14 protein-coding genes are annotated in these 14,520 nt (G+C 58.2%); 9 read left to right on the top strand and 5 right to left on the bottom strand.

What is annotated here, in order from left to right:
• Positions 1–93 precede the first annotated feature (93 nt).
• The 3 genes from NHU87_RS14435 to NHU87_RS14425 form a co-directional block, all read right to left on the bottom strand.
• Positions 94–591: an RES family NAD+ phosphorylase gene (locus NHU87_RS14435; protein WP_253549531.1), complete on the bottom strand. Its 498-nt coding sequence runs from the start codon at positions 589–591 to the stop codon at positions 94–96.
• Positions 591–1,166 (bottom strand): type II RES/Xre toxin-antitoxin system antitoxin, encoded by a 576-nt coding sequence (gene parS, locus NHU87_RS14430; protein ID WP_253549528.1) that lies wholly within the window; start codon positions 1,164–1,166, stop codon positions 591–593. The genes NHU87_RS14435 and parS overlap by 1 nt, the downstream gene beginning before the upstream one ends.
• A 185-nt stretch (positions 1,167–1,351) precedes the next feature.
• A complete protein-coding gene (locus tag NHU87_RS14425) occupies positions 1,352–1,711 on the bottom strand; it encodes a DUF6124 family protein (protein ID WP_253549525.1) in 360 nt (119 codons plus the stop codon).
• A gap of 448 nt (positions 1,712–2,159) precedes the next feature.
• On the opposite strand from NHU87_RS14425, the gene NHU87_RS14420 reads away from it, so the two are divergent.
• From NHU87_RS14420 to NHU87_RS14390, 7 genes are all read left to right on the top strand, one after another.
• Positions 2,160–2,915, top strand: coding sequence for a zeta toxin family protein (locus tag NHU87_RS14420; protein ID WP_253549522.1), 756 nt, complete (start codon positions 2,160–2,162; stop codon positions 2,913–2,915).
• The gene (locus tag NHU87_RS14415; RefSeq protein ID WP_253549519.1) at positions 2,902–3,084 is read left to right on the top strand and encodes a hypothetical protein; all 183 of its coding nucleotides are present in this window, start codon (positions 2,902–2,904) and stop codon (positions 3,082–3,084) included. The genes NHU87_RS14420 and NHU87_RS14415 overlap by 14 nt, the downstream gene beginning before the upstream one ends.
• Positions 3,085–3,571: 487 nt before the next feature.
• The gene (locus tag NHU87_RS14410; RefSeq protein ID WP_253549516.1) at positions 3,572–5,440 is read left to right on the top strand and encodes an amidohydrolase; all 1,869 of its coding nucleotides are present in this window, start codon (positions 3,572–3,574) and stop codon (positions 5,438–5,440) included.
• Positions 5,441–5,458: 18 nt separating this feature from the next.
• A complete protein-coding gene (locus tag NHU87_RS14405) occupies positions 5,459–7,201 on the top strand; it encodes an amidohydrolase (protein WP_253549513.1) in 1,743 nt (580 codons plus the stop codon).
• 96 nt (positions 7,202–7,297) lie between these two features.
• Positions 7,298–8,038, top strand: coding sequence for a TorF family putative porin (locus NHU87_RS14400; RefSeq protein WP_253549510.1), 741 nt, complete (start codon positions 7,298–7,300; stop codon positions 8,036–8,038).
• A 55-nt stretch (positions 8,039–8,093) separates the two neighbouring features.
• Positions 8,094–9,506 (top strand): purine-cytosine permease family protein, encoded by a 1,413-nt coding sequence (locus NHU87_RS14395; RefSeq protein ID WP_253549507.1) that lies wholly within the window; start codon positions 8,094–8,096, stop codon positions 9,504–9,506.
• 161 nt (positions 9,507–9,667) lie between these two features.
• Positions 9,668–10,321, top strand: a complete 654-nt coding sequence (locus NHU87_RS14390; RefSeq protein WP_038982589.1) for a peroxiredoxin — start codon at positions 9,668–9,670, stop codon at positions 10,319–10,321.
• A 207-nt stretch (positions 10,322–10,528) separates the two neighbouring features.
• Here the strand turns inward: NHU87_RS14390 and NHU87_RS14385 are convergent, their stop codons facing one another.
• Entirely contained in the window at positions 10,529–11,029 is a 501-nt protein-coding gene (locus NHU87_RS14385; RefSeq protein WP_253549504.1) for a heme-degrading domain-containing protein, read from the bottom strand.
• A gap of 10 nt (positions 11,030–11,039) precedes the next feature.
• Positions 11,040–12,041 carry a LacI family DNA-binding transcriptional regulator gene (locus NHU87_RS14380; RefSeq protein WP_253549501.1) on the bottom strand — a complete coding sequence of 334 codons (1,002 nt, stop codon included), beginning with the start codon at positions 12,039–12,041 and terminating at the stop codon, positions 11,040–11,042.
• Positions 12,042–12,242: 201 nt separating this feature from the next.
• Between NHU87_RS14380 and NHU87_RS14375 the strand changes: the two genes are divergently transcribed.
• A complete protein-coding gene (locus NHU87_RS14375; RefSeq protein WP_437180831.1) occupies positions 12,243–13,409 on the top strand; it encodes a Gfo/Idh/MocA family protein in 1,167 nt (388 codons plus the stop codon).
• Positions 13,406–14,509, top strand: coding sequence for a sugar phosphate isomerase/epimerase family protein (locus tag NHU87_RS14370; RefSeq protein ID WP_253549498.1), 1,104 nt, complete (start codon positions 13,406–13,408; stop codon positions 14,507–14,509). The genes NHU87_RS14375 and NHU87_RS14370 overlap by 4 nt, the downstream gene beginning before the upstream one ends.
• Positions 14,510–14,520 lie beyond the last annotated feature (11 nt).

The following is a 14,520-nucleotide window of genomic DNA, read 5'->3' as shown; positions in this document are numbered from 1 at the left end:
CTTCGCAGCCGAACGCAGGCTTCGCCAGCTGCTACAAAGAGTGCGTCGCGGCTGAAATTGCTTAACTGACTGGCATTGCCCGCGAAGGCATCTTTATGGCGATGGCTTATTCAGCCGCCCATCAAGGGCAAAAGGCTCTTGCAACACCAACTCGTACAACCCATTAGCCAATTGCGGGTTCATCAACAAATTCCAGCTATGCGGCGAGACACTGGAAGGGACCAGCACAAAGGGGTACACACTTAACAGGTCCGCACCGAACTGTTGCTGGCTGCGACTTGGGGTACCCGGTACCAGCCAATGAGAGTTTGCAATGCTTTTGGGCTGCACCACATAAATCCTGGACGGGTTCAGCACACGGGCCTGTGTAAGACGATGGGGTTTGCAATCCAGCGCGTCGAAATCTTTATGCACTGCAACTTCAAGGATGGCCGTGGAGGCATCCAGGGCTGCATAAACCGTGGGCATACCCTTAGGGTTCCAGCGCCCACCGACTTTTTCAGCGCCCACGCCCGAATTCCAGGTGGGGGCATGCTCAGCAGGATCAAGGCGCCAGAAGTGAATCTCACTGCTCAAAGGGTCTTTAGCCATCAATAGACCCCGTACTCAATGCGCGTCAGAAAGTCAGTCACCAACTCATACCCGACCGAATTTGAAATCAGGTCGATGGGAATTTCACCATCCAGGCCCCGCGCAGGTTTGACCATCCACTGCTCGGCAAGCTCACGCGAACCCAGCACCTCCGTTGCCTTTTCCAAGACCTCCGCATAGTTGAGCGCTCGCGTGCTTTGCTCCGCGGTCAACGCCTCATTGGGCGTTTTCAATCGCCGCGCAAGCGTGCGATCAGACGCACCAACGATTTTCGACAGCACGCCGCGTTGCTTATACACCTCGCTGTTTTCGATCATGTCGAGCACCGACTGCAGCGGGAAACCGTTTTTAACGGCCCTGTATATCTCCATACGATCATCGCTATTTTTTCCAGAAAGCAAGACCGCTACCATTGGGGGCACGCGACTCGAACCCGGCATTGTCACCTTCGCCGCACGCTCGCCATTACTCAAGACGGTTACGGCAACATTGGATTCGCGTGGTTTAACCTTTCTTTTTGGGCTGGCATCTTTGACAGCCTCGTCGACTACAACATCTTTTTTCTTGGCGCTCATGGCAGCCTCCGCCACTTTGTCATCTGGCATAAACTATAGTGCCAAATGGCAGAAAAGACCTAATCCAGCTACAACGCATCCCCTGTAGGAGCGAGGCTTGCCCGCGAAGAACGATAACGCGGTGTGCCAGACCTGACGCCTTCGCGGGCAAGCCTCGCTCCTACAGAGGAATGGAGTTCACATTTCTAAGGGGTATCGATTTTATCCAGCACCCGGTTCGCGGTGATCTCCGCCACCATAATGCTGTTTGAAATGCCCAGCAGGGCGTAGCGCGATTCACCCTCCAGATGATCCGCCAACTGATGGACCATCACATCGACCGAGGCCAGCGTCTCAACCAAAAAAACCGCCAGGGTTTCGGCTGTGGCTTCTGGGTTCACGGAAAGCATCGTGCTGGGTGTACGCGCGGTGGCTTTGATGTCGGCATTCGACGGGAAGTGGAAGTTGAGGGCGCGTTCGGCGGCTTCGTTGAGCTTCTTTGAGTCGAGAGATTCGTAGGGGGACGCCGGGTCTGTGACCGGCGGGTTCGGCGTTATCTTGAACATGGTGACTAACCTCTAGTGAGGCCGCAACCATCTCGCTGCTAAACGAAAGGGTGGCAGCTGTGCGCAAGTTAGCAGACCGGTTAGTCACCCAAATCCCGGCGCACCCGAAGGTGCCATGCGCACAGCCACCATCAAGTGCAGGCGAATGCCTGACTGGATAAGACATGTGCAACCGTGAATGACTAGCCGGGCTGCTAAACCCGATCACTGGGAATCAGTGATACGAATCAAGTTACCGGCGGGGCTCCAGGCGCACAAGCCGGCGGATTCTGGTGCAGCCGTAGGCAATGGCGTAAGGTTTTGTAGCTTTCAGGACGTAACTTCGAGGGTGCTTAAACAAGGAGCCTCTGGCGATGTTGAATTATCTTGTGCACGAGTCGTACAGGCAGGTGGATGGTCTAGAGGCGATCTAAATGTTAGGTTGAACCAAACGAATTGCGAGCTTCAAATGACCCCCGAAGAAAAAGAGACAGAAGAGGCTGCCTTTGAGTTTGCTCGGGCCAATAGGGCTTCTCTTGCAAGGGCAATTGCTGACACCAGCATCTTTGCACCAGAGGATTTCCCTATAACGGTTTTTATGGCCGGGTCGCCCGGGGCTGGGAAAACTGAGATTTCTAAGGCCTTCGTCGAATTTTTTGAAGAGGGTGATGAAGAATATGAGGCTCAACGGGTGCTTCGCATAGATCCTGATGACTTCAGGACCTTGATCCCAGGCTACACGGGTTGTAACTCTTATCTGTTTCAGAGGGCGGTCACGAAAATTCTCGAAAAGGTGGTAGATCGAGCTTTTGAGAAACGAATTTCGTTCATTCTTGACGGGACGATGGCAAATATAGGTGTCGCAAGACGCAATATTGACAGGGTCTTGGGTAACCGAAGGTTCGCCCAGATTATGTACGTTTATCAAAGGCCGGAATTGGCCTGGCAGTTCGTAAGGGCCAGGGAGATAACTGAAGGCCGCAACATTCCTATGGGTGAGTTCGTCAGACAGTATCTGGCAGCTAGAAGGAACATTGTCGACATCAGACAATCCTATGGGGAGCATCTGGTCGTGAATTTACTTATCAAAAATACTGATGGGACTGATGCCGCCTACGCAGGTGATGTGACCGTCGACCAGATTGACGACCTGGTACCTGAGACCTATGATCATCTTGAGCTTATAAAGCTCCTAACCGAGGCAGAGAAAAATGAGTGCAGCTAAGACCGGAAAATCCAGTCCTTTGGCTGAATTTTTCTGCAAGGCTTCCCCCGAGACCAAGCGGGACGTATTTATGGTGGCGATGTCTAAAGCGATCGCCTCTCAGCGTGACGTGCTGGATAAGGCGGAAGCTATCAAGATGGCGCGAAAAACCGAGAAGGCTTCTGCCTAAGGCGAATGTGTTATTGATGAAAAAACCCAGCTATCCGCTGGGCTTTTTCGTTTCTGGGGAATTCGTACAGGCGAGAAGAGTCCGCAACACGACGTCCTGGCTGCCCCCCGTGCCCGGCGTCTACGACCTGCGCTACGTCGACTTCCCTCGGCGCCCAACTATCCTCAGTAAAAGGCTTACTCCTGATCGAACTGACCGATGACGAGCAAGTCGTCATCGAGTTCAGCGATGTCAGGCCATATCAATGTTGGCTGTGCGGCCGTCTTCGCGAACAGGCTCGCTCCCACAGGTTCCGCGCCTGAACTGACAGTAACAGGCGACTTGCCGAGAATCACCAGATCGACCCCCTATCATTTAATTACCTCACCCCTCCTCATTTGTAGAGGTCCATCCGACGCCCGCGCCCTATAGGGTATGCCTGCATACCAGAGGCTTGCGGCCGTCTGTTCGGGCCACTTCCAAAACTATAAAAATAGAGGTGAGGCAGTTGAAATTTTCCAGGCTGTTTATCGCCGTTGCGTCGACAACGGCATTTTCCTGCATGGCGCTGGTGGGGTGTCAGACACAGGGGTCGACACCGGCTGACATGGTGATGCGCAACGGCTATGTCTATACCGTCGATGGTAAGAACTCGGTGCAGCAGGCGATCGCCGTCACGGGCGGGAAGATTGTTTATGTCGGTAGCGATGAAGGCGTTGCCTCGTACATCGGCACGCAGACACAGCTGATCGATCTGGCGAGACGCATGTTGATGCCGGGCTTCGTCGATGCACACATGCATCCGGGGGACGGCGGTCGTGCGATGACGTTGTGCGACCTGAAATACCAGACGATGACCCGCAAGGTTTTCCAGGAAACCATTCAGGCATGCCTGGATGCCGACAAGGGCAAGGGCCCCGATGTCTGGCTTGAAGTGGGCAGTTGGGACCGCATGGGCATGACAGGGCTCGACGGCGATCCCGACAAGTCGACGCTGGATGCGCTCAAGACCACTCGCCCGATTCAGGTCCGTTCCACCGACTTCCATACCGTGCTGACAAACTCCCGTGGCCTGGCGGTCGCTGGCATCAACAAGCACACGGCCAATCCGGGGGATGGCAAGTACCTGCGCGACAGCGCCGGCAACCCGACCGGTATCTGCGAAGACGGTGCCGCCGATGCCATGGCCGCCGTGGTGCCGCCGGCCAGCGACGCAGAAAAACTCAAGCAGACCCGCGCGGCGCTCGATGCCATGCGCCAGCAAGGCATCACCAGTTTCTTCGATGCCTTGTCGGGACCTGAAAATGGCAAAGCCTTTACCACCCTGCAACAGTCGGGCGAGTTGACCGCACGGGCCTTGCTGGCGATCAAACTCGACCCTGCCGCCGCCGCTGCAGACCCGGCGAAAACCATTGCCGAGGCCAAGGCATTGGCCAACACCTACGACCAGGGCGAAGCCAACGTCGCGCCGGGTGTGAGCATGCGTCACGTCAAATTGTTCATGGACGGCATCATCAACGCTCCAGCGGATACCGGGGCAATGCTGACGCCGTACCTGCGCAATGCCGGCACCGATGCCGCGCCCAAGTGGACGCCCGGCAAGAATACCGGTGAGTTGTACTACCCGCCGCAAGTGCTCAATCCGTTGTTGTTGCAAGCGGTGCAGGCCGGTCTCGATCCGCACCTTCACGCCACCGGAGACCGGGCGGTGCGTGACTCGTTGAACGGTATCGAATACGTGCGCCAGCAATTGCCGGGCAACGGTTTTCGTCCGGCCATTACTCACGCCGAATCGGTGGACCCCGCCGACTATGCACGCTTCAAGGCGCTCGATGTGACCGCCAACATGTCCTTTCAGTGGGCCCAGCAGGCGCCGTCCACCATTGACGGCACCAGCGATCATCTGGGGCCTGCGCGTTTTGCCCGCATGGAGCCATCCGGCAGCATCAGCCGCGCTGGCGGCCGCGTCGCCTATGGCAGCGACTGGCCCGTCGACCCGCTCGATGAATTCCTGGCGCTGAAGATCGGTGTCACCCGTTCAGGCGATCCGCTGAATCCGCACAGCTATGGCCCCAAGTACGCGGGCAGGTTGAATGCCGACCCTGCGCTGTCGCGTACCGACGTGCTGCGCACCATCACCATGAACGCCGCCGAGCAACTGAAACTGGAGGCTGTCGTCGGTTCGATCGAAGTGGGCAAGTTCGCTGACTTGATCGTGCTGGACAAGAACTTCATGCAGGTGCCGGAGGATGAGCTGGGCCGCAACGAGGTGCTGCTGACGATGGTCGGCGGCAAGGTCGTATGGGCCAAGGCGCCGTTCGTTGGACTTGATCCGAAGGCGTTGTCACAAACCTCCATCTCCCGAATCGTCCAATAAAAACAAGAGAGTGTTCCGATGCAACTATTCATTCCCAATCTGTTGGCCGCAGCCCTGGCCCTTTCCTCGGTGCAGGCCATGGCGGCCGCTGATCTTGTGCTGTTCAACGGCAAGGTTTTTACCGCCGAACCTGGTCAAGGACTGGTTCAGGCCGTGGCAGTGCAAGACGGCAAGATTCTTAAAGCGGGCAGCGATGCCGAGATCAACGCCTTGGCCGATGCCCAGACACAACGAATCGATCTGGCGGGCAAAGTACTGATGCCTGGAATGATTGATACCCATAGTCACCCGGTCGTTGCGGCCTTCAACAGCCAAGGGGCCAACCTGCTGGATGAAGTAAAGCCGTTGCCGGAACTCGAGCAATGGGTGATCGAGCAGGATGAAGCGGGGCGTGCACGGGCCGGTGATGTGATCAGCATTGCCGGGGTGAGTTCGGCTTATTGGGAGAAAAGCCGCGAGCTCGGTGAGCGCTTCAATCAGGGCCGCTGGGCGGACCAACCGGTGGTCTTCAGCGGGATTGACGGGCATACCGGCTGGGCCAACAATGCGATGCTCAAGCGTCTGAAGATCGACGCGGCATTGGTAAAAGGACTGTCGGAACAGGACCGCAGTTTCGTGGGGCACGCAGCGGACTTTACCCCCAATGGCTTGTTCGCCGAGTCGCGCTGGGACAAGGTACGCAGTCAGATTCCCGCGCCCGGCAACGAGGTCATGTTGAAGGCTGCCCGCGAGGCGGTGAAGGTCAATAATCAATATGGCGTTACCGCCTGGATGGACGCGGCAGCGAATGCCGGAAGCGGTGATTCGCTGTTCGATTTCCGGGCCACCGAGCAGAGTTACGGTGTTCTACCGCTTTACCGCGAACTGGCAGAGAAGGGCGAACTCAATGCCCACGTCGCGGCGCTGCTGCTGGCTAACCCAAAAAGCCGGCCGGCGGATCTGGAGGTGCTGGCCAAGGTGATGAAGAAATTCGAGGGCGTGCCCAACCTGAGCTTCCCTGGCATCAAGGTCTTCGCTGACGGCGTTCTGGAGTTTCCGGGGCAGACGGCAGCGGTGATTGTTCCGTTCAGCAACAGTCACAAAAACGGTCAGTTGCTGATCGACCCGGCACACTTTGGTGAGTTGGTAGTGGCGGCGGAGAAGCGTGACTGGATTGTGCACACGCATGCGGTCGGCGACCGTGCCGTACGTGAGTCACTCAATGGCATTGAATACGCGCGCAAACTCAACCCGACACCGATGGCCCACAGCATCACTCACTTGCAACTGGTCAATCCAAAGGAATTCCCGCGCTTCAAGCAGCTTGGCGTGATCGCTTCCATGCAACTGCTGTGGGCTACCGGCGAGTCTTACACGGTGGAGTTGGTCAAGCCGTATATCAGCGCGTTCGCTTACGGTTATCAGTATCCCGCCAGGTCTCTGCATAACGCCGGTGCGCTCATCGCCGGTGGCAGTGACTGGCCGGTGTCCAGCCCCAACCCCTGGAACGCCATCGCCCAGGCCAGCACTCGCAAAGGGCCGCTGGGTGTGTTGAATGCCAATGAAAGCATTGATCGCCAGACCATGTTCTACGCCTACACCCTCAATGCCGCCAAAGTCCTGCGGCTGGAGCAACAGATTGGCTCGCTGGCGCCCGGCAAACAGGCCGATCTGATCATCCTCGACCGCGATGTGTTCAAGGTCAGCGATGACGAACTGTTCGACACCAAGGTCCTGAAGACTTTCTTCGCTGGCAAGCAGGTTTACGCGCCCGCGTCCTGACGACCACCCCCCGGCAGTACCGAAAAAAATGCTCCTGCTCCTCGCATGGCGAGGGGCTGGGCAACGCCATGCCCTCCATAAAAATAAGAGAAATGTATGAACGTACGCTCAGCATTGACCCTCGCCAGCCTGGTATTGGCTCCCCTGACCAGCCAGGCGCTGACACTTAACGATAACTTCAGCCTGGACATGACCCTGGGCGTTGTCAGCGACTACCGCACCCGTGGCATTTCGCAAACCCTGGGGGATCCGGCGGTTCAGGCCGGCGCCACGCTGGTGCACAGCAGCGGTTTGTACGTTGGCGCCTGGACCTCGAATGTCGATTTCGGCGGCCCCTACAAGACTCGGCAGGAACTCGAGTACTACGCGGGCTACTACTGGCAGGCGACCGAGGCAATCAGTCTCGATCTGGGGTACCTCAAGTACGACTATCCAAAGGAAGGCCAATTCAACATGAGTGAGGTCTACGCCGTCCTTGACGTTTATGGCGTGAAGCTCGGCGCCAACTACTCAAACGATACGCCGAACTTCTTTGGCGAGGACCAGGACACCCTCTACACCTACCTCAGCTACAAAATCGAATTGCCGGCCGAGATCGGCCTGGACCTGCGCGTGGGTCGCAACGATGTCAAAGACCCGGCTTTCTGGTCCACCAACGGTGCAAGCCGTGATGCCTATACCGAGTGGGAAGCCAAACTGACCCGTGATTTCGTCGGCGTGACGTGGGGCCTCAGCTACATCGATACCGACCTGTCGAAAAGCGAATGCGCGAGCTGGTACGGCTATGACGATCTATGCACTGCGACAGTCGTAGCCAGTGCCAGCAAGGCCTTCTAAACGTTCAAGGCCACACGATAAAACAACAAACTGTTCTTCACAGGAAAGCGCCTTAATGACCAAGGTCAGCGATAGTCAGCAGCGAAGTCCCCTGATCGAGACACGTTCGATCGATTACATTCCCGAGGCCGAGCGTCATGGCAGCCTCTACAGCCAGTTCACCCTGTGGCTCGGCGCCAACCTGCAGATCACCGCGATTGTGACCGGTGCTCTGGCCGTGGTGCTGGGTGGCGATGTGTTCTGGTCACTGATTGGTTTGCTGATCGGCCAGTTGCTCGGCGGTGCGGTGGTTGCCCTGCATGCGGCACAAGGACCGAAGCTTGGGTTGCCGCAGATGATCTCCAGTCGCGTGCAGTTCGGCGTCTATGGGGCGGCGATCCCGATTGTGCTGGTGTGCCTGATGTACCTCGGCTTCAGCGCCACCGGTGCGGTATTGTCGGGGCAGGCCATTGCCCAGTTGATCGACGTCAGCGACAGCGCCGGCATCCTGATTTTCGCCTCCTGCATCGCGTTTCTGACGATCTTCGGTTATCGGGTCATCCACTGGGTCGGACGGGTGGCCAGCGTGCTGGGCATCATTGCTTTCGTGTATCTGTTTACCCGGTTGATGACGCTCAACGACATCGGTCTGTTGCTGGAAAATCGCCATTTCGGCTGGAGTACTTTCCTGCTGGCGGTGTCCCTTTCCGCGTCCTGGCAGATCGCGTTTGGCCCTTACGTGGCTGACTACTCACGTTACCTGCCGAGCAAAACCTCGTCGTGGAAAACGTTCACCGCCGTAGGCCTTGGGACGGTGCTGGGCGCCCAGGCGTCCATGGTGCTGGGAGTGTTCGCCGCTGCGTTGGCGGGCACGAGTTTTCGCGGGCATGAAGTCGCTACCATCGTTGGGTTGGGCAGTAGCGGCGTGATCGCTTCCTTGCTGTATTTGAGCGTGGTATTCGGCAAGGTCACGGTGTCGACCCTCAATGCCTATGGCAGCTTCATGTGCGTGGCCACCATTATCAGTGGCTTGCGTCGTGGCTTCGAGATATCCGCCGGCAAACGCATGCTGTTTGTGCTGGCGATTGTCGGGGCGTCCACCGCGCTGGCATTGCTGGGGCAGCACTCGTTTCTCACGACGTTCAAATACTTCATTCTGTTTTTGTTGACCTTCTTCACGCCGTGGAGCGCGATCAATCTGGTGGATTATTACTTCATCAACAAAGAGCGTTATGACATTCCCGCGTTGTCCGACCCGGCGGGGCGTTATGGCCGCTGGAATGTGTTGGGGATCAGCGTGTATGTCTTCGGTGTGCTGGTTCAGCTGCCTTTTGTCGACACTCACTTCTATTCCGGACCGATGGTCGCGCAGCTGGGCGGTGTCGATATTTCCTGGATCGTCGGGCTGGTGGTGCCGGGCATTCTCTACTACTGGGTGGCCAGGACATCGGGGCTTGCTGTGTCGGTCGAAGGTCACTCGAAGGCTTGAAGGCCCCGTCAATCAAGGGCTGCAGAGTGGACGCGGCGATAACTGCCTTGTTTTCAAGCGTCTCCTATACTGATCCGCGTTGACCGGTTCAACGCAGATCCTGAACGCCATTGGCACAGCTGCCAGCGGCTTCCCTCGACTCAACAGTAAGGAGAACGAACATGGCAATCCGTATTGGCGACGAAGCACCGGACTTTACCGTCGAAAGCACCGAAGGCCCGCTGCATTTCCACGAGTGGATCGGCGACAAGTGGGCGATCCTGTTTTCGCACCCCAAGGACTTCACCCCGGTGTGCACCACGGAGCTCGGCTACATGGCAGGGCTCAAGCCGGAATTCGATAAACGCAACACCAAGATCGTCGGGCTCAGCGTCGACCCTGTCAGTAATCACCAGACCTGGGCCAAAGACATCGAAGAAACCCAGGGGCATGCGGTCAACTATCCAATGATCGGTGACGAGAACTTGGTGGTGGCGAAGCTCTACGACATGATTCATCCGAATGCCAGTGGCGGCGCGCGGACTGCTGTGGACAACGCTACGGTGCGTTCAGTGTTCATCATCGGCCCGGACAAAAAGGTCAAGGCGATGCTGATCTACCCGATGAGTGCCGGGCGCAATTTTGATGAAGTGCTGCGTCTGCTCGATTCTCTGCAGTTGAACGCGAAGCACACTGTTGCGACACCGGTGAACTGGCGTCCGGGCGAGGACGTGATCATTCCCACTTCGGTCTCCGATGAGGACGCCAGGAAGAAATATCCGGATGGCTTCAAAACGGTGAAACCTTATTTGCGCACGGTGGCGCAACCGAAGTAAGCCATCTGTTGGGAGAACACAGTATGGCCGGCCAGGTAAGCCTTGCCTGGTGAGCCTCTCTCAGCCGCAGCACACTATTTGTAGCAGCTGCCGAAGGCTGCGTTCGGCTGCGAAGCAGTCGTGAATCCGCTTGATGCGGTGTGCCTGACACACCGCAATCTCTGGTTTTACGACTGCTACGCAGCCGAACGCAGGCTTCGCCAGCTGCTACAACTCGTCCTCAAGCGCGAGTTCGCTCGGGTCGGCCCCGCACATCTGGGCCAACACCTGAACCACCAACGCATGATCTTCACGCTGGGGCAGCCCTGAAACGGTGACGGCGCCAATGCACCCCACGCCCTTGACCGACACCGGGAAGCTGCCGCCATGATCGGCGTAATCACGCAGCGGCAACCCCATCAAACCTTCGAGTGAATCGCCTTGAAGCTTAAAGGACAGGCCTACGCGGTATGAGCTGAGTTCCATCAGTTCCACGACATTTCGCTTGCGTCGTGCCCAGTCGGCATTGCTGGCGGAGGTTCCTGGCATCGAGTAGAAAAACACGGTATCCCGCGCCAGCCTGACCTCAATCGTGGCGCACACGCCTTGCTCTTCGCAGGCGGTTTTCAAACGGGTGCCCAAGTCCCAGGCCGTCGCTTTATCGAAGCGCTCAAACCTCAGGGTTTCTTCCTGGAGCGCGATGCGTTGCAGGTCGGTTTTGATGTCCATGATTGCTCCCTCATCCCTTTCGGGCGGTCGTACTGTTACGCACGGTTAATGTGAACGGCAGCACCACATGGCGGTCCGGGATGGGCTTTTTTTCAATGAGGGCGATCAGCATTTCAACGGCCTTTTGGCCAAAGATTTCGGCGGGTTGCGCAATGGTCGTCAACGCTGGATCACAGTAGGCCGCGAACGGAATGTCATCGAAACCGACCAACGAAATATCGTCGGGTACCCGCAAACCCTGTTGTTTGATGCGCTTCAACGCACCGATCGCCATTTCATCGTTTTCGCAAAAGAACGCGGTCGGGCGGTCGGGCAATTCCAGCAGCATTCCCGCGCCATCAAAACCGGCCTGCAACGTGAAGTCTCCGTGGCAGACCAATTGCGGGTCCGACTCGATACCGGCCTGGTGCAATGCATCTTGATAACCGGCCACACGGTCGCGTGTGAGCGGGCTGCTTTTCGGGCCTTTGATCAGGCCGATCCGGCGATGGCCCAGATCGATCAGATGCTCCGTCATGGCCTTGGCCGCTGCCCGGTTGTCGAGGCTGATCGTCGGATGCCGCCCGCCTTGAATCACCTCGCAGGCGTTGACCAAGGGCAGTGACTCGCCGTCGGGGAAGGGCGATTCAAAAGGGTCGTAGGCGCGTAACTGAATCACGCCATCGGCCTGGTGGGCGTACACCAGCGCGGCAAATTCCCGTTCGATTTCCTCGCGGCCCTGGGTGTCGCACAACAGCAGTCGATAACCGGCCGCCTGTGCCGCCTGTTGGGCACCGCTGATCACCCGTGCGAAAAACGTGTTGGCGATGGCCGGGACCAGAATCACCAGATTGCCGGTTCTGCGCGAACGAAACTGCACGGCCATGAGGTTCGGTCGGTAGCCGGCCTGTTCCACGGCGGCGTTGACCTTGTCCCGGGTGTCGGGGAGTACGCGCTCGGGCGACTTCAGCGTTCTGGACACGGTGGCCACCGAGACGCCGGCCAGCCGGGCTACTTCACGGATATTGGACAAGACAACCTCGTTATCGAACCGGCAGATGTAAACATGGCCGGCGAGCTTACCGCAGTCCGGCCGTGCGCTGAAATGACCTTCATTTGTTAATCCAGGGTTTGACACCTGAAGTAACTGAGCCTAAATTTCCGGCAGTATGTAACCGGTTACATCATAGTCAAACCTGAGCGTTAATCTGCCCCGAACAAGAGAAAATTCGCGATGAACGTTGCAACGGCAAAAATAAGAATGGGATTTGTCGGGGGCGGCGAGGGCGCTTTCATCGGCAAAGCCCACCGCCAGGCCGCCGGCCTCGATGGTCGTTTTGAACTGGTGTGCGGGGCTTTCAGCCGAGACGCCCGCAACAATCAGGACACCGGCGCCGCGCTGGGATTGTCCGCCTCACGCTGCTACAGCGACTGGCAGCAGATGCTGGATAGCGAGCGCGCACTGCCTGCCGACCAGCGCATGGAACTATTGGTCATCGTCACTCCCAATCACCTGCACGCACCTATCGCCAGCCAGGCGCTGAGCGCGGGTTTTCATGTATTCAGCGAAAAGCCCGCGGCACTGAATCTGACTGAGCTGCTGGCGCTCAAGGCAGTGGTGAAAAGTAGCGACCGCCTCTATGGGCTGGCCCACACGTACCTGGGTTATCCGATGGTCTGGCAGGCGCGCAAGATGGTGCGTACCGGCGTGATCGGCGCTGTGCGCAAGGTCATCGTCGAGTACCCGCAGGGCTGGCTGAGTCGGGATGTGGCCAAGCAGGGCAACAAGCAGGCGAGTTGGCGCGATCAGCCCGAGCAGTCCGGCCTGGGCGGCTGCATCGGCGACATCGGCACCCATGCCTTTTCACTGGCCGAATTCGTCGCGGACCAACCCATCGAACAGGTGTGTGCGTCCTTGGGTTCGCACGTTGCCGGGCGGCAACTGGACGATGACGCGGCGATGCTGTTCAAGATGGCCGCCGGGGCCAGCGGGGTGTTGATCGCCAGCCAGGTCTGCGCCGGTGAGGAAAACCCGTTGAAGATCCGCGTCTATGGCGACAAGGGCGGGCTGGAGTGGCGTCAGGAAGAGCCCGCGAGCCTGATCCATCGTTCCCTCGATCAACCGTTGAGCATCCTTCGTTCCGGTGTCGGCCAGCCTTGGTTATGCGAGGCCGCCAGCCAGCGCATGCGTTTGCCTGCCGGGCATCCCGAAGGTTATCTCGAGGCCATGGCCAATCTCTATGGTGATTTCGCCACCGCGATCCGCGGCAATATCGAAGGCAACGATGCCCCCGGCGTGCCGGGCATCGACGTCGGGTTGCGTGGCATGGCGTTCATCGAAGCAGTGGTCGCCAATCATCGCGGCGACGCGAAGTGGACCGATCTGGTCTGCAACCCATGAATCCGGAGAACCCTCCCGTGAACCACACCTCCCCAACACCGGCAGACCTGCGCGGCCCGGGTATTTTCCTCGCGCAATTCATGTCCGCCGAAGCGCCCTTCGACACCCTCGCCAACATTGCTCAATGGGCCGCAGCGCAGGGTTACAAAGCCATTCAATTGCCGACCCTGGGCACGCAGTACATCGACCTGGCGCGCGCCGCCGACAGTCAGGATTATTGTGATGAATTGAAAGCCGTCTGCGCCCAGGCAGGTGTCGAAATCAGCGAGCTGTCGACGCATTTGCAGGGCCAACTGGTGGCGGTGCATCCGGCGTTCGATACGTTGTTCGATGACTTCGCTCCCGCGCATTTGCGCGGTCAGCCTCAGGCACGCACCGAGTGGGCGATCGATCAGTTGAAGCTCGCCGCGCGCGCCAGCCAACGCTTGGGGTTGAAGGCGCACGCAACGTTTTCCGGTGCGCTGCTGTGGCCCTATGTCTACCCGTGGCCGCAACGGCCGAGCGGTCTGGTCGAGCAAGGGTTTGCCGAACTGGCTAAACGCTGGTTGCCGATCCTCGATTGTTTCGAGCAAGCCGGCGTCGACCTCTGCTACGAGATCCATCCCGGCGAAGACCTGCATGACGGCGCCTCGTTCGAGCGTTTCCTTGAGGCCGTCGATCACCATCCGCGCGCCGCGATCCTCTATGACCCGAGTCATCTGCTGCTTCAGCAAATGGACTATCTGGGCTTCATCGATCACTACCACGAGCGCATACGGATGTTCCACGTCAAGGACGCCGAGTTCCGGCCCGATGCCCGTTCGGGTGTCTACGGCGGCTATCAAGGCTGGGTCGATCGGCCTGGCCGCTTCCGTTCTTTGGGCGATGGGCAGATCGATTTCAAATCGATTTTCAGCAAATTGACGCAGTACGACTTTGCCGGCTGGGCGGTTCTGGAATGGGAGTGTTGCCTTAAGGATTCTGCGCAGGGCGCCGCGCAAGGGGCGGCGTTCATTGAGCAGCACATGATCACCAAGACTCAAAAGGCGTTCGACGATTTCGCCAGCGTGACGTCCGACGAAGGTTTCAATCGTCGACTGCTGGGTTTGCCCGACGCCTGAATACAACCTTG

The sequence above is a fragment of the Pseudomonas mandelii genome (assembly GCF_024138395.1).
GTDB lineage: Bacteria > Pseudomonadota > Gammaproteobacteria > Pseudomonadales > Pseudomonadaceae > Aquipseudomonas > Aquipseudomonas mandelii_E.
This window is presented reverse-complemented; position numbering and strand designations above follow the sequence as displayed.